12 protein-coding genes are annotated in these 21434 nt (G+C 55.2%); 3 read left to right on the forward strand and 9 right to left on the reverse strand.

Annotated features, from left to right (window positions below; all coding sequences use genetic code 11):
* Positions 1 to 248: 248 nt before the first annotated feature.
* A complete protein-coding gene (locus Mal52_RS15595; protein WP_145377113.1) occupies positions 249 to 2036 on the reverse strand; it encodes an ArnT family glycosyltransferase in 1788 nt (595 codons plus the stop codon).
* Between the two features lie 298 nt (positions 2037 to 2334).
* On the opposite strand from Mal52_RS15595, the gene Mal52_RS15600 reads away from it, so the two are divergent.
* From Mal52_RS15600 to Mal52_RS15610, 3 genes are all read left to right on the forward strand, one after another.
* On the forward strand, positions 2335 to 3045 hold the full coding sequence (locus Mal52_RS15600; protein ID WP_145377114.1) for a leucine-rich repeat domain-containing protein: 711 nt from the start codon (positions 2335 to 2337) through the stop codon (positions 3043 to 3045).
* Between the two features lie 275 nt (positions 3046 to 3320).
* Positions 3321 to 4076, forward strand: coding sequence for an NYN domain-containing protein (locus tag Mal52_RS15605; RefSeq protein WP_145377115.1), 756 nt, complete (start codon positions 3321 to 3323; stop codon positions 4074 to 4076).
* Positions 4077 to 4582: 506 nt separating this feature from the next.
* A complete protein-coding gene (locus tag Mal52_RS15610) occupies positions 4583 to 7741 on the forward strand; it encodes a PVC-type heme-binding CxxCH protein (RefSeq protein WP_145377116.1) in 3159 nt (1052 codons plus the stop codon).
* Positions 7742 to 7802: 61 nt separating this feature from the next.
* On the opposite strand, the gene Mal52_RS15615 is transcribed toward Mal52_RS15610, so the two are convergent.
* From Mal52_RS15615 to Mal52_RS15650, 8 genes are all read right to left on the reverse strand, one after another.
* Entirely contained in the window at positions 7803 to 9329 is a 1527-nt protein-coding gene (locus Mal52_RS15615; protein WP_145377117.1) for a B12-binding domain-containing radical SAM protein, read from the reverse strand.
* A gap of 258 nt (positions 9330 to 9587) precedes the next feature.
* On the reverse strand, positions 9588 to 11324 hold the full coding sequence (locus Mal52_RS15620) for an EF-hand domain-containing protein (protein ID WP_145377118.1): 1737 nt from the start codon (positions 11322 to 11324) through the stop codon (positions 9588 to 9590).
* A complete protein-coding gene (locus Mal52_RS15625; protein ID WP_145377119.1) occupies positions 11321 to 12694 on the reverse strand; it encodes a DUF1501 domain-containing protein in 1374 nt (457 codons plus the stop codon). Before Mal52_RS15625 ends, Mal52_RS15620 begins: the two co-directional genes overlap by 4 nt.
* Positions 12695 to 12749: 55 nt before the next feature.
* Positions 12750 to 14378 carry a DUF1549 and DUF1553 domain-containing protein gene (locus tag Mal52_RS15630; protein WP_197534226.1) on the reverse strand — a complete coding sequence of 543 codons (1629 nt, stop codon included), beginning with the start codon at positions 14376 to 14378 and terminating at the stop codon, positions 12750 to 12752.
* Positions 14379 to 14425: 47 nt separating this feature from the next.
* Positions 14426 to 17917 carry a M56 family metallopeptidase gene (locus tag Mal52_RS15635; protein WP_145377121.1) on the reverse strand — a complete coding sequence of 1164 codons (3492 nt, stop codon included), beginning with the start codon at positions 17915 to 17917 and terminating at the stop codon, positions 14426 to 14428.
* Positions 17918 to 17943: 26 nt separating this feature from the next.
* Positions 17944 to 18333, reverse strand: a complete 390-nt coding sequence (locus Mal52_RS15640) for a BlaI/MecI/CopY family transcriptional regulator (protein ID WP_145377122.1) — start codon at positions 18331 to 18333, stop codon at positions 17944 to 17946.
* Positions 18334 to 18513: 180 nt separating this feature from the next.
* Positions 18514 to 19557, reverse strand: a complete 1044-nt coding sequence (locus tag Mal52_RS15645; protein ID WP_145377123.1) for a calcium/sodium antiporter — start codon at positions 19555 to 19557, stop codon at positions 18514 to 18516.
* 342 nt (positions 19558 to 19899) lie between these two features.
* The gene (locus Mal52_RS15650) at positions 19900 to 21366 is read right to left on the reverse strand and encodes an FHA domain-containing protein (RefSeq protein ID WP_145377124.1); all 1467 of its coding nucleotides are present in this window, start codon (positions 21364 to 21366) and stop codon (positions 19900 to 19902) included.
* Positions 21367 to 21434 lie beyond the last annotated feature (68 nt).

The following is a 21434-nucleotide window of genomic DNA, read 5'->3' on the forward strand; positions in this document are numbered from 1 at the left end:
CCTGCCATTCTACGCTCTGATCCTGCCATTGTCACTCCGGTCGCCGGTCTAACTGCGTTTCAGCATCCCGGGAGGGTGAAGCTCCCGCTGAGCCACAACAAGGCGTTTCGTGAGTGAAAATGGAAGATTTCCATGGCCAAGACAAGCCGAAGGGTTCATCACAGCGCGGCAGAAGCCGCCCCCTCCCCTTGCGGAGAGTTACACCTCAGAGAGCGCCACATTTCAGAGAATGCGTCAGCGCCGCTCCGCTACTGTGGACCCTGCTCGTCATCATTATAGGCAACGGTAGGGGCTTGCGGTGCTGGGTTTTGAGTGCTGAATGCCACCCAATGCCCTGTCTCGGTCACCGGATAAAGCCCGCGGCGAACCTCCGGATTCAACGACCGCCAATGTTTTCGTTTGAACACCAAGATTTCCTGCGGCGATTGCTCGACTCTCTCCAATACGCAAGAGGCACCGCGATCCGTATGCCGAACGATCTGCCCGTTATGGCAGGCCTCGACGTAGAAGTTTGCCGAATTCTCGTCTCCCATAGGCAGCACAATCGGCCATCCGCGCGCCTCGGTCAGGCCGGCAACTTTCGCAACGATCGTTTTTGTGGAATAAGTATCGTTAATCAACGTGCTCCCGGACGACAAAACCATTGTCATAAACAGCGGAATTCCCATGCCCACGGCTGACGAGAGAAACATCCCATCACCACGCTGGTGGCCAAACCAAGCGGCTGCAAAGCACAAACTGGCCGCTGCCAGAAAGCCGACGAATTCCACAGGCGTAACGGGATAAATCAGTTCGCCGGTAAATGCGACCAGTAACAGAAATGTACTGCAGACGGTACTCACGCGCAGTAACCTCAGCAATTCTGCTTTTTCCGTCGACTGCAGCCAACGCACAAGGACAACCGCCGCTGCCAATGCCAGTCCCGCAAATCCAGGCACCACGTAGGTAACCAGAATTTGTCGGCACAGCGTGAAAAAGATGGCCGGTGTCACTCCCCACACAATCGCGTACGTCAACCACAGATCGCGCGGCTCCGCCGCGGCACTACGGCGACCGCGCCACGATTCAATGGCAAAGCGAATCAACAGCGGTGTCCATGGCAGAAACGCGACCACCAGCATCACCCAACTCGCGCCATAAGGCTGAGTATGTCCGCCGCCGTATCGATCGCCGTAGTCGTGTTTCAGGTATCGTAAAATGTGTTCGTTGATCAGAAAGTAGCGAAGAAACCCCGGATTCGCCCGCTCCGCCAGCACGTACCACGGAGCGGCTACGGCAATGGCAATCGCTGTCCCGGAAATCCACGGCAGACGCTTCAGCACCTTCCACTGATGTGTTATGGCCAACCAGCCCAGGAGCGCAATCCCCACGAGCACAACTGACACTGGCCCTTTGGCCAAACATCCCAGTCCCAAGGCAAGGAAAAAGGCCCGCCCCCACCAAATCGAATTTGTGTCGCCGGCTACAAAGAACGCAAAAGACAGCATGGCCAAACAGACCGTAGCGGCGAGCGCCATATCAAGAATGCACGCTCCACTGAGCACAAAGAATAAGCCGGATGAAGCCAGCACCAATCCCGCCAGCAATCCCACCTGCGCGCTCCAAAACCGGCGGCCGAACAGGACCGTCATCAAGACGATCGCTCCGCCGAGCAGCCAACTAGAAAAACGCGCCGCCCACTCCGAGACTCCAAAAATCTGATACGCAGCAGCAGTCATCCAGAATGAAAGCGGAGGTTTGCCAGAGAAGGGTTTGAGTTGCCCCCGGAGATAAAACGTGGGTGTCACCCAATTGCCCGTGCGATACATATGCCAACCAATTTCGGCATGACGCGCTTCAGTATTATCGGTAACGGCAAGCGTGCCCAGCGTCGCCAGACGGACGGCGAAAATCGTAAGAATGGCGACCAGAATCATGGAATTCGACGAGCGAATCCAAGAGCTGCTTGGGCGATCAGCACTGCCGATAATCATTGCTCCCTCGAAAAAACAAACCTGCGACCGCGTACGGGCCTTCAATCCAATCCCAGCATTCATCTGGTCTTTTGCGGGCTCTAGGTCTGCAATTTGGCACAATACGAAGCGATATTTCGCCCGTTACACAGCAGAAACACTCATTTTCCTGGCCCCAAAGTGGCGTAGCGAGGTTCTTTATCTCATTCGGCCAAATGCGTCAACGCGAAATTGTGTTGGGGCCATAGGAGTTCAGGTCACGAATTGGGGAGCAGCAAAATCTGTTCGGTGACGAGGCAAGCGGAACAATGGTAAAATATCGATCACGTTAAAAGAGATCCGATTCCACAGAGACACTCTCTGTCAGCAAGGAGCGTTCACCATGTCCGAAACGGAAAATCATAAATCTCTTTGGCCCCGGCCGGGAATGCTGTTGCTCATTGCGGCGGTTCTACTTATCGGCGGTGGCGTGATCTTGGTATGGCTACCGTATCAGAAAGAGCAGCAAGTAGTAGCTGAGGTTGAACGACTCGGTGGGAGAACAGTATCAGTGATTCAGCGTCCTTTCTGGATTCCAGATGCAGTGGACGATGAATACTTGAAAGTGTTCGAGAGAGTTAACGAAGTCAATTTAGCCAACACCCCTGCCAACAATGCAACACTTGAGTCTCTCAGCGGATTGCCCCATCTTGCACGCCTAGATCTCATGAACACACAAATAAGCGATGCGGGACTGGAACGGCTTTGCAAATTGACGAAGCTTGAATATTTGTCCCTCTTCGGTACTAAGATAACCAATATTGGGCTGGAGTATATCCAGCAAATTTCGAGTCTCTCGTATTTATCCCTCGCGTCTACCAAAATTGACGACGAAGGTATGAAGCAGATGAAAACATTGACTCAACTTGAGCAACTATCGCTCACTGAAACTCAAGTAAGCGATGCCGGAATAAAGCATCTTTACGGAATGACTAATCTGAAGGGAATTATCCTGGCGGACACACAAGTCACAAAATCAGGAATGCACGGACTCCATAAATCTCTGCCCAGGCTCATCATCGTCGGCCGTTTAGTTTCTCCTGCCTCACCGTAGCGGTCGGTTTAACTGGCAGCGTGGCACGTTGGTGAAAGTCCTGAAGGTGCTCTGACCTTTTTTGCCAGGCACCTCCTTTTTTCTCTTCACAGCTCGAAAGTGATCGCTGTCTCCATTCAGTTCGACAATTTTGCTCATCACGCTTTGACCGCCGAGGAACTTGCACATTCTCACCACGCACGAGAGAATGTAGGGTCGAATTTGCTCCCTCTACGCGACACGGGAGTGAACCTTCTGAATCACCAGCCTCCTTACAGATACGGATCAAATCATAGATGTCAGCTGAACCCTTGATTGCAGTGTTTGTCGATTTTGAAAACTTGGCAATCGGCGTGCGTGATATGAAGGCGGGCAATTTCGAGATGCGGTTGATCCTCAAGCGGTTGCTGGAGAAAGGGCGCATTGTCTTCAAGCGCGCCTACTGCGATTGGCGAAATTATGCCGATGATGTGCGAAAGTTCCACGCACAAGGCATCGAGCTGATCGATATTCCGCAGACCAAAATGAGCGGCAAAAACAGTGCGGACATTCATATGGTGGTCGATGCGCTCGATCTGTGTTACTCAAAGCAGCACATCGATGCCTTTGCCTTGATTTCAGGCGACAGCGATTTCTCACCGTTGGTTTCCAAGTTGAAGGAAAACAACAAGCGCGTGATCGGCTGCGGGGTGAAAAGCTCCACCTCTGATCTGTTGATCGCCAATTGCGACGAGTTCATCTACTATGACGACTTGATCCGCGCAGCTACGAAAAGTCGCGCGCCTAAAAAGGACAAGGCCAAGCCCGACAAAAAGCAGGAAGTCGCCGACCAACTCCTGGAAGTCTTACATTCCGTGGAACAGGACTATGACATCGTCTGGGGTTCCGCACTCAAACAAGCGCTGCGACGCGTGTATCCGGGATTTAACGAAGGTTATTACGGCTACTCAAGTTTCTCCCAGTTACTGCAGGGCATCGCCGCCAAGGGGCTGATTGAACTCGATTACGACGAAAGTCGCGGCAACTACGAAGTCCGCTCCATAGAAGAGTAAGCTTCGCCCAATCGACAGATGATCCGTCAAAGGGGGCCCGGCGTTCAACTCCCAAGCTTAGGAAAAAAGCCTCACGCAAAGCCGCAAAGGCCGCCAAGGAATCATTGGGATCGCCACCTTCTGGAATCACCGCTACGGCGCGGGGATCTTGTTTTTGAAAGCAAATATAGCCCTGGCAAGTTGAATTCGATCTAGGTAGACCGCGACACAACAAATTGACTTTGCATTTTCTTTGCGAGCTTCGCGGCTTTGCGTGAGGCTTTTTTAGAAACCAACCAGTGACCGCAATCACTAGCTGGTGGCAACGCGTTACCGACTCCACGACGAACGATAATCTCCCCCCGACCTCTGACCACGGCAATTCCGCGCCCGCGATTCGTAGACTGGCCCCAACCGGCGCTCTGGTAGGTAACTAGCCATTGGTCTAAAATTAAGTGGCAGCAAGGTTCCGTTACGATGGAACGAATTCAGAACCGGGAAAATGACTCCTCAAGGGCGTATCGACAATGCACAATCCTGTCCGTATTGCGAAACAGAACTTCGCGAAATCCATCTCTGCTTCCAGCGCGTCGTTTTGGGCCTTGCTCATCATGATCGTAGCGACGCCCGGTACGTGGGCTCGGGCGGATGAATTCAAACTCAACGGGCATACGTTTACGTTGCCGGCAGGGTTTACGATCGAACAGGTCGCCGGGCCTCCTGTTGTTGATCGCCCGATCAGCGGAGATTTTGACGAACAGGGCCGGTTCTATGTCTCGGATTCGAGTGGATCCAACGAAAAGATCCAAGTGCAACTGGAGAAGCGCCCGCATCGTCTGCTTCGTCTGGATGATATCGATGGCGATGGCCATTTCGACAAGAGCACTGTTTTCGCCGACAAGATGATGTTTCCCGAAGGGGTGCTGTGGCACGAGGGATCGGTTTATGTGGCGGCTCCGCCTGAAATCTGGAAACTGACCGACAGGAACGATGATGGGTTCGCCGATGAGCGCGAGGTTTGGTTCGATGCGAAGACGCTGACCGGTTGCGCCAATGACCTGCATGGTCCTTACCTCGGACAGGACGGTTGGATCTACTGGTGCAAAGGAGCTTTCGCCGAACAGACCCACCCGCAACCAGGGCGGCCCGATTTGGTCACCAAGGCTTCGCATATCTTTCGTCGACACCCCGACGGCGGGCCGGTGGAATCGGTGATGACCGGCGGGATGGACAATCCTGTGGAAGTCGTCTTCACGCCCGGCGGCGAGCGAATTTTCTCCACGACGTTTTTTCAACATCCAGCAGGAGGGCTGCGCGATGGTTTGATTCATGCCATTTACGGCGGCGTCTATGGAAAAGAGCACAGCGTCCTCGACAACCATCCGCGAACCGGCGGGCTCATGCCGGTGCTCACCCATCTCGGCGCCGCTGCCCCCTGCGGATTAGTGCGTTTGAAATCCGACGAGTTGGGCGAAGGGTATCGGGACAGCATCATGACCTGCTTGTTCAACATGCACAAAGTCACCCGCCATGTGCTCGTTCCCCACGGGGCCTCATTTAAAACGCAAGACGAAGATTTTTTGGTCAGCGACAACTTGGACTTTCACCCCACGGATATCATCGAAGATGCCGACGGCAGCCTGTTGGTGATCGACACGGGCGGATGGTACAAGCTCTGCTGTCCGACATCGCAGTTACACAAACCCGACATTTTAGGAGCCGTCTATCGCATTCGCCGCACCGGAGCTCACGAAATCAGCGACCCGCGAGGACTGGAGATCAACTGGAAAGAGATCACCAACCCGCAGTTGGCGGCCCTTTTGGGCGATCCGCGACCAGCGGTTGCGCAGCGGGCGATCGAGCAGTTGGGAAAGCAAGGCGACGCAGCAGTCGCGCTGTTAAGCGACCTGTTAAAAACGTCGCAAAATCCTCAACAGCGGCTCAACAGTGTTTGGACACTCACGCGCATTGATGCGCCTACGGCACGCGCCGCTGTCCGTGCTGCTCTGTCGGATAGCGATGAAACCGTGCGTCAAGCGGCGCTACATTCAATCAGCTTGTGGCGCGATGCCGAGGCAGAACAATCGCTGATTGCGATGCTCGGCAATTCTTCACCCAGCAATCGCCGCGCCGCCGCCGAAGCATTGGGGCGAATCGGCTCGGCCGAAACGGTCGACAAGCTACTCGCCGCGGTAGATGAAACAACGTTACAAGACCGCGCGCTGGAGCATTCACTGATTTATGCGGCGATTGAAATTGGCGATCCGGCGCAGACGCGACGGGCATTGGCGCATGCCAACCCCTTAGTGCACCGAGCGGCTTTGATCGCGCTCGACCAGATGCCAGGCGGCGGACTGCAGGCGGCCGATGTGGTCGGTTTGTTGGAGTCGCCAGAGACGCCGCTACGAGAAACAGCGTGGTGGATTGCGGAAAGTCATCCGGAGTGGGCGGGCGAAATGGCGTCAGTGTTTGAAAAGGCGGTGCGCCGCCCACAAACAGACCCCGAACAACTCACGGCCTTATCCGGGCGTTTGGAACGTTTCGTCAAAGATCCCGGGGTACAAGCGGTGATGGCGACCGCATTGACGGATCCATCCATCAAGCCCGAAGTCCAGGCAGCGGTGTTGAATGCGATGATTTTCAGCGGCCTCAAAACAATGCCGGCTACTTGGTCCGCGCCGCTACAGAAACACCTCTCCGCAACCAATCCCGCCTTGCTAGAAAAAACCGTCAAAGCGGTCAGCACGCTATCCAATGGCAAACCATCCGCCGCAACGGCGACTCAATTGCGAAACATCGTCAACGATGCCACGCTCCCGGCGCAAATTCGCCTACAGGCGCTGGTCGCACTGCCGGCAAAGGACCGGAAATTGGACCGCGATTTGTTGGCATTCCTCTGCGAGAATTTGGATATTGAAAACGGAATCTCGCTACGGTCGCTCGCCACGGATATTCTGCTCAGCACGCCGCTTAATAGCGAACAGTTGCAAGTCGTCGCCGACGCAACAGAGACGACCGGCCCTATGGAACTCAAACGTCTCATGGAACTGTTCACAAAATCCGGCGCCCCGCAGGTCGGGACGCGGTTGGTCAATGCCCTCGCGAACTCCGCGTCGGTCTCTTCGTTGTCTCCCGATGAACTCCGCAAGCAGTTTGCGGTGTTTGGCGGGGAGGTCCTCACCCGTTCGCTCCCCTTACTGGCACGGATTGAACGTGAGAACCAACAAAAATATCAAAAACTGGAGTCAATCCTGGGCAAGCTCGACCAAGGCGACATCCGTCGCGGTCAAAAGGTGTTCCACAGTTCCAAAGTCTCTTGCATCGCCTGTCATGCAATGGGGTATCTCGGCGGCCGTGTGGGGCCTGACCTGACACGGATCGGCGGCATCCGTAGCGAGCGGGATTTGCTGGAGTCGGTCCTGTTCCCCAGCGCCAGCTTCGTGCGCAGCTTCGAGCCAACTGCGATTGCCACGGTCGACGGCAAAGTTCACAGCGGGATTATTATCAACGAATCCTCAACTGAGTTGGTGTTGCAAGTCGATGCGGAGAAAGCTCTTCACATTCCCATTGATGATGTCGACGAACGCGTCGAGGGGACAGTCTCCATCATGCCCGACGGCCTCGACAAACAACTCACGCCACAACAACTGGTCGACCTGATTACATTCTTGAAAGCTTCGAAGTGAATCACCGGTTCAGTTGTTAGCCGCACTCTGAAATTGCTTAGACCACAACTCGCCCAGAGCCTCAAACCTCCACATGCCTTGATTGCCGCGAAGGGAGCGCCGAGGATCGACCGCGTTTTTTGCCGACGGACGGCAGGTCAAATCGTCGCAGAAATGCCGGACGATCGCTCCGGCCGCCGCGCGTGTAGTCCGCCCAGATGTTCTGAGCGACGACATCCTCCGGGCGTCCCAGCTCTTCGGTCAAAAACTGGAACAACAACTCGGCCAATCTCTGCAAGGAAATGCCGTGAGCGCGATTTTCCGTGGCAAACAACCATTCTGACAATTGGCGAAATACTTGATAAGGAGATTGCCCGTCACTCCATAGCAGCTTGCGCGTTTGCACAAAGTTGCCGCTGTTGGAGACCAAATCCCAGTACCGCGAAAAACGCCGTAATTGATGGATTTCTTCAAAATCGATGAGGCCGGTCGACAGAATTTCGTACGGCGCGTGCGGGCTATACACCATGTCGTAAGGCTCGTCGTGCCGCACGATCGGAGTTCCGCGTAGTCGCTTGAGTAATCCGACTTGAATTTCCTGCGGATCAAGCGCGACCAACCGGTCGAATCCGGCGGCGAAACTTTCTACGCTCTCGCCCGGAAGCCCAACGATCAGATCCGCGTGGACATGGACTCCCGTCTCCTCGCGCAGAAAACGAAAGTTCTTCGCCAATTTGTCGTTGTCCTGCCGCCGGCTGATCAACTCGCCCACATCGTCATTGAATGTTTGAACTCCGATCTCGAACTGCAAAGCCCCGGGTGGAAACTGTTGAATCAATTCCCGCAAGGAGTCCGGCAACCGGTCCGGAATCATTTCGAAATGCAGAAACAGCGCCGGATCATATCGATCGAGGAAAAACTGTAAAATTGCCTGGCTGAATCGCAAATTCAAATTGAATGTGCGATCCACAAATTTAAACTGCCGGACGCCGCGATCCAGCAATTGCTGCATTGCGGCGAGAAAATCTTCCACCGCGAACGTCCGCACCGGGATTTCGAGGGCGGACAGACAAAATTCACAGGTGAATGGGCAACCGCGCGATGCCTCAACATAGATCACACGCTGAGTGATATCTTCGTCGGTATACAGATCGTAGGGCAGCTTGATTTGGTCCAGCGGCGGCACCGCTGCTGCAATGAACTTCTCCGGCTGGCTTGTGCCGCTCAGCAGTTCAGTACACAACCTGGGGAAAGCTAAGTCCGCTTCGCCGCTGATGACATGATCCGCCAATTCGACGATCGCCTGCCCCTGGGCTTCATAGCTGACTTCCGGCCCGCCTAGCACGACGATTGTCTCGGGTCGCACGCGTTTGAGTTCAGCCACCAGTCGGGTCAACGGCTCGACATTCCAGATATAAACGCCCAGCCCCACAATCCGCGGGTTGTCGGCCAGAATCCGGGAGAGCATCTCAATGCTGTCATCATTGATGCCGAACTCCAGGATTTCTGTTTTGTCTTGGAGCGGCCCCATGTTGGCCAACAGATAACGCAGTCCAAAGGCGGCATGCCAATAGCGTGCATTGAGTGTCGCCAGGATAATTTCAGGCATCGATACAATTTCGAGGGAATAAGTCGAGGTCAGACCCGAGGAGTCTTGGTGCGCAGTCAGCCACGCGGACAATGCGCCCGCGTACTTCGGCTCTGCACTGAGTAGAGTAACAGCCGACACGCATGTTTTCCATCATACGTTCTGCGCGGTCCTCGACTACTGGCTCGGCTTGGTGAAGAGCCCCTCCCCGATTCACGCCCTCTGCGGGGGCAACTCAAAGCTCAATTAGAGACAGAAATGGCCTGACATTGTGGGTATCTATTTGTCGGCTTCTGTTGTATCGAGCCAACCATTCCCGTCAGTATCCAATTTCTTAAAGACATCCAGCGGACCGAGAAATTCCCGCTTGGTAAGCCTTCGATCGCGATTGCGGTCCATTTTGTGAAACCAACGATCGCCTGTGACGACCCGACCCCTGGATACCCCTCCCCAGGTAGCTTGCGTCGGGGAGACTCTGTTTCGCATTTGCTGAAGATTAGCATCCCCGCGTGCCAGAATCATCTCCAACCCGCCGGACAGTTCATCCCGGTCTATGTTGCCATCTCCGTTGCGATCCAACGCTAGAATTTTCGATTTGAGTTCTGCTAATTCTTTAGCGTCCAATTGGTTGTCAGCGGTCGTATCGACAACACTAAACAGCGACGCACTCTTGCTGGCTAGATTGAGGTTCAATACGTGCTTCTGAAGTTCCAACTGCTGTGTTACGAACGAGGTATATTCCTCTTGGACGATCATGCCGTCCCCATCAGTATCGACGAGTTGGAATTGATTCCTGTCGAACCGTCGGATCGCTGAGCCAAACTCATTTTCATCGAGGTATTCGTTCTTGTCATTGTCAGACCGAACGAAGGTTCGATACTGCTTAGCGCGGACTTCCGGCCGTTTCGGAGAAGCAACCAGCTTAAATTCGACGTTGTTCAGCCGCACGAATACGTCGCCGTTCTCATGTGTGACAAATTGCAGCGGCGCCGTTGGTGGCGATTCCGCATTGACCACGGTTTTAATTACAGGCGTAGTGGATTCGTCGCCGAACTGTATTTGAATTTCGATGATCGGCTGCGGATTGGCCAGAAAATCGCGGAGTTCCTGTTGATCGAGGAGCTTATCCTGGTTGTGATCAAAGGGAGACACGATTTCAGCAGCCAGTCCCAATTCCTTGGCACTGAGTCGCCCATCCTTGACGAAGCGGCGCGCGGTCGGCCCGCGACTGAGTTTGTCATATAGTTGTATCAGCCGACGGATGAGTGCGTCGTCGACATGGTTGCGATGGATCGGTTTCAATAACGACAGGGAGGCGGCCGCCTGTCCCTCGGGGGTATCGGCACTCTGCTGCGCGACACCGAATACAGTTGGCAGGGGAATCTCTCCGGCCGTAATTTGTTCGTCCAGGTTGAAATCCATCAATCGCAACCGGCGGGCGGCTTGTGTCAATTCGTCGTCGCTGAGTCGATTGTCATGATCGCGATCCAAGCGATCAAACAAATTGACTGATTGGCCGGGCGATAAGGATTGGACTTCACTGTTTATCTGAAACGGCGAGCCGGTAGCAGCCAGGAGGTAAGCATTGAACTCTTCGCGTGTGACTTGCCCGTCAGCATCCGAATCCGCCGAACCAGAATTGCCCGCTCCTGCGGTGTTTTGACCACCAACAGGCACCAGATGACCGACGGGGGGAATCTTCTCCAGTTCTTCCTCTTTTAGGACGCCGTCACCGGATGCGTCGAGTTCGTCGAAGAGTTTGGCCGAATAGGCTTCACGCTGTGTGAAGAAGCCCTGGCCTTCGCTGCGGACACGGAATCGCACAAAGATCGGAGCGCGGGGCGCCAAATAAATGAGATCTAACGTTTCATGGTCAGGCCCACTGGCCGCCGTCTCTTCAGCAAAAACGTGAGTCGCGGGAAAAATCATGACCGCTGCAAAACAGAGCAGCGCGCTGAACAGTCTACCGATAGTCTTGTAGAATTGATCCACTTGTAAGCAATGTGGTCCCGTCATGCGATCACCTCCTGAATTGGCTTGGCTTCCGGATCGACGACTGAGATGGGGCGACCCACGTTAGAGATATTTTCGGCCTGCGAGTCGATTCCCAAGCAACCGCAAATAGTCCCCAGAAAATCTTGTGCGTTCACCGGTCGGTCGACAACCTTCATTCCATCGGGACTGGTTTGTCCCACAATACGCCCCCCTTTGACACCACCGCCGGCGAGGACCGACGACCAGGCTGCGGGAAAATGGTCCCGGCCCGCGTTGCTATTAATTCGAGGAGTCCGGCCGAATTCTCCCATCCAGATGATGGTCGTCGAATCGAGCAGTCCCCGCTCATCGAGATCCTCCATCAAGGTCGCCCAGGCGGGGTCGAGGACCTGGCACAACGAAGCGACGCGGTCCAGGTTTTCTTGATGCGTGTCCCAGCCGAAACTACCGCCGTTTCCGGCAGCATTGTTGAGCGACACCTCAATAAAGGGAACGCCCCGTTCGACCAGCCGTCGGGCCAACAGGCATCCCATGCCGAATTCTGTCAGCCCATATTTTTGTTTCAACGCATCCGGTTCACCGTCCAACTCGAATGCGGCGATCGATTCGGAGCGCATCATGCGAATCGCATTTTTGTAAGCCGTCCGATGTCCGTCGACAGCGTTTCCCGGACGACTGCCGGAAAAATCATCTTCCAAACCTGAGAGAATCGAGAGGCGATCGTCATGTCGCGCCACATCGACGGTGCCCGGCAAACTGAGGTTCTCCACCTTCAAGGAACTGGACGGTTTACCGTTGACGCGGACCGTACCGCCGTTGCCGACAACGAGTGGCGCGTACCGCGGTCCCAAAAAACCTGGGCCATAGGCGGACGCATTAAATCCACGGAAGGGAGAAATGCTGACGTAGCCGGGTAAGTCGGCGTGTTCGTTGGCCAACTCCTTGGAATACAACGCGCCAATCGCGGGATACTGAATGGGCCCCTGCGGACGATAGCCAGTCCGCATCACATACGTGCCCCGCGAGTGGTCCCCCTCTTTGGTACTCATCGAGCGGACAATCGCCATTCTCTTCATCCATTTGGCGACTTGTGGTAGGTTTTCGCTAATCCGGATGCCCGGCACTGAAGTCTCGATCGATAATCGTCCGCCACCGTTTTTATGTTCCGGCTTGGGGTCAAACGTATCAATCTGACTGGGCCCGCCCGACATCCATAGCAGGATGCACGCCCCGGGGCGACGCGGTTTGTCAGCGGTTTCGGCAGCGAATGCTGGGAACCAATTCGATGAGATTGCACTCGCCGCGCAGCCGAGCGTTGCCTGCAACAGCGTTCGACGCGAAACATGCCTGGTAGCGGACTGCGGTGGCTGTGATTTTTGCCGTCTGGTCATCGCGCTTACTCCAGAGAAATGGCTATTGTGAGAAATCGTCATCCACACACGTGGATTAGTGATTGAAGATAAACTCACTGCTATTGAGCAGAGCCCAGAATATATCCGCCAACGCCTTCTCCTCATTGGCGTTATTTTTTTCTGCGACAGGCTGAATGAGAGAACGCGCGGCTTCAAGAAAAGAGAGTCGTGGGGCGGGTTCCTCTGACTTGGTCTCGACATAGGTCCGCAATCGGCTCAGTTCGGCTTCGCGTGGTTGGCGATTCAAGGTCGTCAGATACATCGTTTCGATCTTGCCGTCCGTATCGAGGAACGGACTCTGCAAGATGGCGGAAAGTGTGTTGCTGGAAGCCGACTCGGTTTGCTGCGTGATAAATTGGCAATTCATTAGCGCCAGTGCTTGCAAAATGGTCGATTGTGGGTCGACGTTGGAATCACGTTGGTTCTCAAACAACGCCTGTATCTGTGTGTCGACTTGCCGTCCCCCCAAAAACTGATTGCGAGGATTGGAAGTCTCAAATCCCCCGGTCGCCTGAATCAAACAGTCGGCAAGTTGTCGCGGACTCATCCCTTTGACCGGCATGCGTCCGATCCAACGCTGCTCATCCTGACTGTCGTCCGTGCGATGGCTGGAGAGTTGATAGGTTTTGCTAGCGGTGATGGCGCGGATTAAAAACTTGAAGTCGAAATCGTGCGCCGCGAATGAGCGAGCCAGGTCGTTGAGTAATTCCGGATGCGTGGGTGGATTGGCTTCATCAAAGCCATCGGGCGGGTCGACGATCCCCACACCAAAAAAGTGTGCCCAAATGCGATTGGCGCCCGTTCGGGCGAAATAAGGATTCTCCTTGCTGGTGATCCAATCAGCCAACACGTCTCGCGTTCGTGCCTCACCCGACCAGTCAGGGGACGTTTCATCAATAAATCGCGCTTGGACCAGCGTCTGACTGCCGTCGAGACCGATTTCGCGACGCGAGGCATCGTCACTCAAGCTACCAAACCGGTCACCGTCTATCCCCGCAAAAAAAGCGGTGAACCCCCAAAATTCTTCCTGCTGCCATTTGGCAAAGGGATGATTGTGGCATTGGGCACAATCCAATTGCACCCCCAAAAATAACCGGCTGATGCTGGAGGCCACGCTTTCCGGTTTGACCTCTTTGGCCCGATAAAAGGCGACCGCTCCTTCACGCTCGTTGCCCGAGATCCGGCACGCAATCAACTCGCGGGCCATCTCGTCGTACGCCACATTGTCGATGAATTTGTCGCGCAGCCACCCTTCAAAACTCGGCGCCAAGACCCGCGCTTGCTGGTCCACATCGGCTTCAGGAATCATCAACATTCGCCATGTATGCGCGAAGTGGTTGACATAGCCCGGGTGATCGAGCAGTCGATCCACCAATTGGCGGCGCTTGTTGGGATCGGTATCTGCCAAGAATTCTCGCACCTCGGAAACCGGTGGAATCCGTCCGGCAATATTTAAATAAGTACGGCGCATAAATTCGGCATCATCGGCCTGGGGAGCTGGAACAACCCCTTGCGTCTCCCACGCAGCGGCAATGTGACGATCGATCGTGGCTGCCAATTGAGCGACGTCGTCTGACGCGACATCGTCAGCCCAAAGCGGGGTCGCAGCGAGAGACGTGGAGATGACTGTGACGATGATCCATAGCAAATGTCGAATGCTCATTTTGCTCTCCGTAAAAAAGCGCTTTCCACGGTGGTAACCGCTGGAGGTCATTTAGTGAACTCGAGGATGGCGCCGTCAGCCTTTGACTGAAATTCCGATGGTTTCAACACATCGAATGACCCATTGGGTTGTTCGACAAGGTACACGACTCGTTCTTCCAGGACTTCTGGATCGCCGGAGGTGACTTGCCCCGCCCGATTGAAGGCAATGCCGACATGATGCGGTATTGATGAATCTTCGGCAGGGGGTTCGAGACCGGCGACATAGATCGCCATTGCTAAGATTTCGCCTGTCTCGACATCCACAATCCGGGCCATCCCATCCCAACCGCACGTTGCTAACTTTGTACCATCGGGGCTATACGCGACGCCCGTACAGGGAGCCGCATGATTGGGGAACTCTCTCAGAAATGTGCCATCGGATTTCCAAAGGAGTACCGATGTATCCCAACAGCCCGTAGCAACCGTCTTGCTGTCCGGACTCCAATTCACGCCCATGATCGAGGCTTCAAATCCCGGCACGACCGGCCCCGGCGTTCCATCCGGTCGCCAAAACCGCAGACTGGTGTTGTGCCCCGAAACAATCCACTCGCCATCCGGACTCCAATCGATGCTATCCACGTCTCCGTCGTAAGCCTGCATTACTTTCAACTCTTTGGGGGGAGCCGTTGGATCTTCAACCTGTGAGACCCGCACGTTTGCATCCAGGCCACTCGTCGCCAACTGTTTTCCATCGGGACTGAACACGGCTCCTGTTGCTCCCTGGGCATGCATGTTGGACGACTTGACATCTCCTTCCATATCGAAAATGTCCAGCGATCCGCCGCGCCGCGTGACGACCAAACGCTTGCCATCGGGCGACCAAGCCATCCCACGGGGGATCCCGCGACCTCCGCTCAGTTCATTGAGCAATTCGCCTTCGGCGCTGTAGAGGCCCACCCGCTGGAAAGCTTCATTCGCCGCGAATTTCTCCCCATCAGGGCTCCATTTGACGCTGCCGACAAAGTTTTGGAATTCGTCAATGGTCAGTTCCTTCTCGAAGTTCCCTGACCAAAGATGCACTGCAGAATCTTCGGCGGCAATTGCAATTTGATCGCGCGAAGGATGCCAATCCAAGTTCATCAGTTTTGCACCACTGGGGCGAATTAACTTTCGGGAACCAGCAGGACCGTCGGTTGTAAAAAATCGCACGGAAAAGCGGCCACCGGCAAGAATGCGGTTTGTCTTCGGGTTCCAATCTAGTGTAAAGACATCGCCGTAATTGAAATTCGTTCGTTCCAGCCGACGGATCAAATGCCCCTCGACCGACCACAGTAAGATTTGGCGGTCTTCGGCTGCCGTGATCAACTGGGTACTGTCCGGACTCCAGGCGAGTCCGCGAATCGATCGACTGTGGCCGCGTAGCGTCGGGCCGGGTGTTCCGTCAGCTTTCCAAAGTCGTACGGTGGCAATGGCTTGTTGTCCCGGTTCGGTCGGGATCAATCCCATACTACTGGAAGCCAACCACTTGCCGTCGGGGCTCCAGCGTACGCGGGTCATGCCGCCGTGATGGCCTTCCAAAACCGCTCCTGGCTGGCCATCTGCTTTCCAGAGACGGACCACGCGGTTGTCATCTCCAGCGGCCAGCACCGTCCCTTCTGGATTCCAGGCAATCGTATTGACCGGTGCTTCGTGTCCTTCGATGACAATTCCGGGCGTCCCGTCAATTCCCCAGGTACGAATCGTGCCATCCATCGCAGCTGTCGCAAAGGATTGACTGTTCGGATGCCAAGCGATACTTCGAACTGGAGCGAGATGATCTTTTAATACGGGACCGGGCACGCCCTCCGCACTCCAAATCCGCACCGTAGCATCATCGGCGCCTGTCGTAATCCACTTTCCATCCGGAGACCAACCGATAGCACGTATGTTGCTGCTGTGCCCAACCAGTACCCGCTGTAGATCTAACGTTTCGGCGTCATGGATCCGAACATAGGTCCCCTCGCCGAATGCGATTGATTTTCCGTCGGGACTGTGCACGGCTGCTTCGACATAACCACCGACCGGCACCATCATCGCCTGCCAGCGACCTAATCCAGGAATTTCGGCCGGCGCGGGAATCAGGCCCGGCAAGGTCGTCCCGGCAGTTCCAGGCTGCCAGCGTCCAGATTTCTCCGCGACCGCCTCTGTATTTTTAGTAGGACTCGCCGAGTCGGGCGTCGCTTTCGATGGTTCATTGACAGATTCCTTGGCAGCAGTTTTCGGGGCATCGCCAGCGCCGTCAGCTAATGTAATTGTGCCGCAGACAGCGACGATCGCCATCACGATTGACATCATCACGACCAACGTTGTTCCGCGTGCCGTCAGTCTAATCATGTGGCTTCGCCGTTCGTCAAGCAATCCGGCCACGCGGCGTTCCAGCTTCCAACGCGATGTGAACAACCCGACCGTCCCCGGAAGCGGACGCGAAGCGTGTATCAGTTCTGCAAGCGTCAACAGTGTGCGGCCATAGGAGTGCGGATCGGTGTTGGCCAGCACATAGTTATCGCAAACTTCTTCACGAGCGCGGGCCAGTTGTTGATTGACCGCAATTGCAAATGGATGCAGCCAGAAAATGCAGGATGCGACTTGCTGAAACAGCACCACCACTTGATCACGACGCACAATGTGGGCCAACTCATGGATCAAAATATCATTTAATTGCGTAGGCGTAACTCGTTCGACCATTCCTTCGGGAATCACCACCCGCGGCCGCAAAAAACCAGTGGCAACCGGCCCAACAATCACGCGCGAACGCACAACTTCCGGCGTCTGTTCTAACTTGAGTTTTTGCACAACCTGCTGAAACGCTGTCGCTAATTTTGCATCCGTGTTCGGTACAGCCAAACGGAGAATCGAAATCAGCCGAGCCCAACCCCAGGCCAGCCGTACCAAGAAAAATAACGTACCAGCAGCCCATACAACAAACACGCCCTGCATTGACACGCGCAGCAAACGGCCATACCAAGTCATCGTCTCCTGAGCTACGGGAACCACAGGGACGGTTTGTGCCTGGGCCGAGCCGGAATCCGTGGGCAGCGGTGAAACAACGGTCGCTTCATTCGGCTCTCCCTCTGGCAACACAGCGACTATCTCAGCACTTTGGGACTCTGCCACCGCAACCGGCTCTGATTCCGGAAGGTTTTCCGCTGCATCGGCATTACGCGGCGGGACGATCACAAATTGTTTCGGCAACCGCGGCGTTGTTGGAGTCACTTCTGGAGTAGTCGGCATCACCGTTGGAGCGTGCGGCGTGGGAGCAACCGGCGCCGCAACCGGTTCAGCGACGAGTGACACAGAGATCAAGCTCCTGCCTGAAGACTGCATCACCCAGGCAATAACCGGGCTCATTAACATGAACATCAAGGAGGCACAGAGCACCCAATAACGCACCGCTGGACGGCGACGCACGAAGGCAATCACGACCAAGGCAACCGCGGTGACTAGCGTGACCTGCAGTAGGACATTTACGGCCCACACCAGAAGTTGGTCACTCGGATCTGTGAAAATCGATGCGATCATTGGTTTCACTCCCGCAGTTTGGATCGTTATCGTTTGCTGGATTCTGCCTCGTCAATCATGTCGCGAATGCGTTCTGCTTCGTCCGCAGTCAAACCGCGGTATTCGATCAGCGCGGTGACCATTTCTTCCGGGGAACCTGCAAAGAATCGGTCGACCATTTGAGCGACCTTTGCCCCCAGTGACACCGTGCGCGGTCGATTCGCAGAATACACGAAAGTTCGCCCTTGTTCGCGATGTTTCAGCCAGCCTTTATCCTCCAGGCGGACAATCATCGTCTGCACCGTGTTCCGCGCCAGCTGTCGCCGCGCGGAGAGCGCATCGCGGACTTCGCTGACAGTCACCTCATGGCGCTCCCACACGATTTCCATGATTTCGCGCTGTGCATCGGTCAGCGGAGAAGAATTTGATTTTGCCATCCGCGGCCCCTCGAAACGGTGAACCCGTATTCAACTGACCGCATATTACCTACAAACAGTAGGCAACGCAAGATCGGATCGGAAAAATCGTCTCAGCGGGGGCAATTCCCAATACCGCGCGGCGCTATTCATATCCGCGCAGCTCGAACCACAGGCTTGGGGCAGAATCAGCTCATCGAGCTATAAGAAGATTACCGCGTTCACCAACAGGTATGCACCGAGCAACACTAAGCCGAACCCGCGTTTCATGTGACTGCCCGAGAACAAAATCCCCACCCGAAACACAATCAGCACGGTGAGCATTGCTGGAAAAAGCACATGGAAGAATTGGGGCCCCGCCTCTAATCCTTGCGGCGTAACAGCTGCTGCCGCGCCGGTCACGAACAGCACGTTGAGGATATCTGCTCCGATGACATTTCCGACCGCGAGATCGCCGTGCCCATGCCGGGCAGCGGTCACGCAGGTGACCAATTCCGGCAGGGATGTACCAAACGCGACAAGCGTTGCCGCAATCAAGGCCTCGGGAATACTCATACGAATCGCCGCTTCCTCAACGCACGGAATGAGTATATGTGAAGCTCCGACAACCAAAATGACAGCAAATGCTAACTTGGTGAGAATCCAAGCCGTTGAGGCTTTGGCATCGCCTTCGAAGTCTTCCAACGAGGTGCCATTCTTCTCTTCACGCGCCCAGCGAACCGATTGCCAAATATACCACGCCAAGATTGCCAGGAACGCAAAGCCTGTGATTTGTGCGATATGGCCTCCGTCGGTAAAAGCCGTTCCGGGCGCGTTCCATGGCCAACTGACTGCGACTAATAAAATTCCGGACCCCAACTGCACCCAGCCTTGGCGATTGACGATCTTTTTGTGCAGCGGTAGGGGAGCGATCAGACAAGCAATCCCCAGAATCAAGCCGGTATCGCAAATCACCGACCCGACTGCATTTCCTAGGGCGAGACCGGGTACCCCGTTGACAGCTGCAAAAACAGAGACTGCCACTTCAGGCATCGTTGTCCCCAAACTCACCACAGTGGCGCCGATGACAACCTTAGAAAGCCCGGACCGTTCAGAAAGCACGACCGCTTCTTCAACCAGCCAATCGGCTCCTTTGGCGAGGACCGCCAGATTCACCGCAATCATGCCCAGCAATACGGTCCACGCCAGTGCAGGCGTGGTATCCCACGGCAGATCGTTAATGAAGCCTTTGATTATCTCTTCCATGTCTCGTCCACAGTTGTTTGAATTCAGCGACTACGACGACTGCCAAATGCCCCGCCTTGAGACATTCGCTGGTTTCGCCCCCCTCTTACACCCTTACCACGGCGAGTCAGGGAACGGTGATATCGGGATGGCCCCACTCTCCACTGGGTCAACCGAGCCAGGGTAACCGTTGCGATATTACCGACCGACAGTCGGAATCACAACTCGCGGAATCACCGGCACGGCGTGATCTCAGTTTCCAAACGTCCAGCGGGTGAAATTGGATCACGAATTGCCCCAGATCCACTTTAAGGGGCGCGTTTGGAAGACTTGGGGCAACAACAGACCCGGCATAGCCGCCGTTTATAAGTCGTTCAACTGCCCAATGCCAACCGCGTCGTGCGTGACCTTTGATTGATCCGTTCCAGTCGTACCTGGTGGGAGTGGTGTACGGCGTACGTATACGCCGATCACTTTTCCATCCTTGGCCAATACCGGACTGCCGAACCACTCGAATCCAGAAAAATCACCTTCACACTTGAGCACCAGTCGCTCGACAGGTGCCGAAGCAGCTTGGGGCAACAGCACAAGAATACGGCCTGCACTTTGACTCGGAACCGGTGGTTCCTCTGGGTCCCACATAAAATCTGCTGTTTTCACAGGACACCCTTGTAGCACAATCTTCGAACTGGTGCTGGGGCGATCGCCAGTCTCAACCAGGCTCAGATAACTCTCCAAGTCGTCGGTGACTTCGATCGCGCCAATGTCAAAATAAAAGCCTTCTTCCGAGATCTGAAATGCCTTTTCCTCCAAAGGCTTCATTTGTTCATCAATGGTGTTGCGCTCCGATGCGTCAGCCGCTTGTTCCTTTTTCTCGTCCAACGCCTCAAGTTGGGGGATGAGTTGCCCCAACTGCGTCATAGCGTTTGCGAATTCGGGATGCACCTTCGTCTTGTCAAAGTCGATCAAGATCTCACGTTTGGTCATCGGTGAAATCAGAAGTGCCGTCATCTCAGATTCGGGCGTGCAGAGTTTCCGTGCCGCTTCAATCGCGCTGGCCGTGGTGGCAAGCCGATGCGGAGAAATTGCAAACGCAGTCCCCAGTTGATTCATCTGTCCCCCAGGCGACTTAATCACAATCGCATACAACGCCTGGGTTGCTGGCGGTGGTGCTGGAGTTTTCGGAAGAGGAGAAGGCGAATTTTCTGGCCCGGGCTTGTCAATTGGCTCGCGGTCTGGTTCAGCAACCACCGGCGGCAGCGGTTCCTCAGCCGTCTTGTCAGGTGTTTCTGAAATCATAACACGTTCATCACCGCCACCGGAATTCCCACTGAGCAGAGTGAACGCAACGACGAGCACTACTGCCAATCCTCCCACGCCCCAAACGGCGAGTTGCTTCGGCGAAAATGCGCGGTTCTCATCGGCAGCCTGCGAAGCTCCCGTAGTCTCGGGGGAAATGGGAGTGTCTGCCGTTACGGCATTGTCATGCGCAGCATCAGTCGCAGCGACTGGAACGGCAGAAGCCAACGGGGGGGCTGCGGGTTGCGCAGGTTCAAAAACGAGTTTGGGACCCGTTTCGGTGAGGCCAATCGACTCGCCCGGTTGCAACCAGTGCACCCTGGCCGGCGCCGCATTTCCGGCGGTGAGCAAATGATCCCCTTGGCTTTCAATCATCCAGCGTCCCGCAACACGTTTGATTGTAGCGTGCTGACCGCACAGTCGTTCGTCGTCGGGAAAAGCGATTGCACAAAAGCGGTCGCGACCGATCACAGCCGACGTGCCTTCGATTTCGATGATTGCCCCCGCCTCGGTCGCTACTCGAAATGCCATAGGTTTCCAACTCGATTGAAGCGTTTGGTTGGCGGCACCAGCCGCTGGGTGTAGATTCTTCGATTCTC

Origin of the sequence: Symmachiella dynata, assembly GCF_007747995.1 — a bacterium.
Lineage (GTDB): Bacteria > Planctomycetota > Planctomycetia > Planctomycetales > Planctomycetaceae > Symmachiella > Symmachiella dynata.

Excerpts from the sequence above, each read along its gene's own strand:
- Mal52_RS15600 (WP_145377114.1), top strand. The coding sequence starts at position 2,335 with ATGTCCGAAACGGAAAATCATAAATCTCTTTGGCCCCGGCCGGGAATG.
- Mal52_RS15635 (WP_145377121.1), bottom strand. The coding sequence starts at position 17,917 with ATGATCGCATCGATTTTCACAGATCCGAGTGACCAACTTCTGGTGTGG.
- Mal52_RS15615 (WP_145377117.1), bottom strand. The coding sequence starts at position 9,329 with ATGCCTGAAATTATCCTGGCGACACTCAATGCACGCTATTGGCATGCC.
- Mal52_RS15620 (WP_145377118.1), bottom strand. The coding sequence starts at position 11,324 with ATGACGGGACCACATTGCTTACAAGTGGATCAATTCTACAAGACTATC.
- Mal52_RS15650 (WP_145377124.1), bottom strand. The coding sequence starts at position 21,366 with ATGGCATTTCGAGTAGCGACCGAGGCGGGGGCAATCATCGAAATCGAA.
- Mal52_RS15605 (WP_145377115.1), top strand. The coding sequence starts at position 3,321 with ATGTCAGCTGAACCCTTGATTGCAGTGTTTGTCGATTTTGAAAACTTG.
- Mal52_RS15595 (WP_145377113.1), bottom strand. The coding sequence starts at position 2,036 with ATGAATGCTGGGATTGGATTGAAGGCCCGTACGCGGTCGCAGGTTTGT.
- Mal52_RS15630 (WP_197534226.1), bottom strand. The coding sequence starts at position 14,378 with ATGAGCATTCGACATTTGCTATGGATCATCGTCACAGTCATCTCCACG.
- Mal52_RS15640 (WP_145377122.1), bottom strand. The coding sequence starts at position 18,333 with ATGGCAAAATCAAATTCTTCTCCGCTGACCGATGCACAGCGCGAAATC.
- Mal52_RS15625 (WP_145377119.1), bottom strand. The coding sequence starts at position 12,694 with ATGACCAGACGGCAAAAATCACAGCCACCGCAGTCCGCTACCAGGCAT.
- Mal52_RS15645 (WP_145377123.1), bottom strand. The coding sequence starts at position 19,557 with ATGGAAGAGATAATCAAAGGCTTCATTAACGATCTGCCGTGGGATACC.
- Mal52_RS15610 (WP_145377116.1), top strand. The coding sequence starts at position 4,583 with ATGCACAATCCTGTCCGTATTGCGAAACAGAACTTCGCGAAATCCATC.